Origin of the sequence: Zoogloea sp. LCSB751, assembly GCF_002028455.1 — a bacterium.
GTDB lineage: Bacteria > Pseudomonadota > Gammaproteobacteria > Burkholderiales > Rhodocyclaceae > Zoogloea.
Genome location: NZ_MWUM01000072.1, coordinates 1 through 961, shown reverse-complemented (window position 1 = coordinate 961; position 961 = coordinate 1). Strand labels below are relative to the sequence as shown.

Annotated in this window: 2 protein-coding genes; both read right to left on the bottom strand. The window is 65.9% G+C overall.

Annotated features, from left to right (window positions below):
• Window positions 1-570: reverse transcriptase domain-containing protein (locus B4920_RS30655; protein ID WP_254051062.1), on the bottom strand; the 570-nt coding region annotated here is incomplete at its 3' end.
• Window positions 571-737: 167 nt separating this feature from the next.
• Window positions 738-961: hypothetical protein (locus B4920_RS30060; protein WP_216820033.1), on the bottom strand; the 224-nt coding region annotated here is incomplete at its 5' end.

Here is a 961-nt window from a genome sequence, read left to right as displayed (position 1 = left end):
CACCACGCGCTTGCCCGACTGCACGTACGCCCGCGCGGCCTTGACCGCGTCGTGCGCTCGCCTGCCGGGCCGGAACCCGTGGCTGTGTTCGCTGAAGGTGGGGTCGATCAGGGGTTGCAGCACTTGCAGCAGGGACTGCTGGATCAGCCGATCCAGCACCGTCGGGATGCCCAGTTCGCGCTGGCTGCCGTCTGGCTTCGGAATCAGCACCTTGCGTACCGGACTGGGCCGGTAGCGCCCCTGCAGCAGCGCCTGACGGATGTCCGACCAGCTCGTGCGCAGCACTTCGGCGGTTTGCTCGATGTCGAGCCCGTCCACCCCGGCTGCACCCTGGTTGGCCTTGACCCGTTTCCAGGCCGCTTGCAGGTTCTGTCTCGTCAGCGCCGCTTCCAGCAGGCCACCTGTGTCTGCCGACTGCTTTGCCGACCCTGTTTCCGAGTGCTCAAGAGGCGGGCCGCAGGCTTCGTCGCTGATGAGATCACGCACGGCTTCACCCTGCGCTACGCCCACCTGCCCAGCTCGCCCCGGCATCTGACGCATGGCCTTTGACATCCTCATGTCCTCGGTCACTCACTCTCGTTCGGTCCTTCACCGTCGCCTTCTGACCTACTCGGCCCCGGCTCTGGCTACTACGACCTCGGCTGACTTCTCGCTCCGGCATGGCCGTCGCCCTTTCAGGCACAAGGCGAGATCTCCCCAGGTAAGGGTCGCACACCTTCACCGCACAACCGCCGCATCTACGCCACCCCCGCCTTGGTCACAAGGGCTTTGCGGTTTCGTGCCCGCTCGCCCTGCTTGGCAGCGCCTTCTATGCGGTTCTTGTTCATCGGCTCGCGATTTATGCTCCACGCCTCCTCCCCACGCTCGGTCACCCTCACGCAGTTGCGCTTCACTTTGCTCACTGTGACCAGCTCGCAGCGGGACTTGCACCCGCAGGCGTGCGCCCATGCTGGGCGCACAC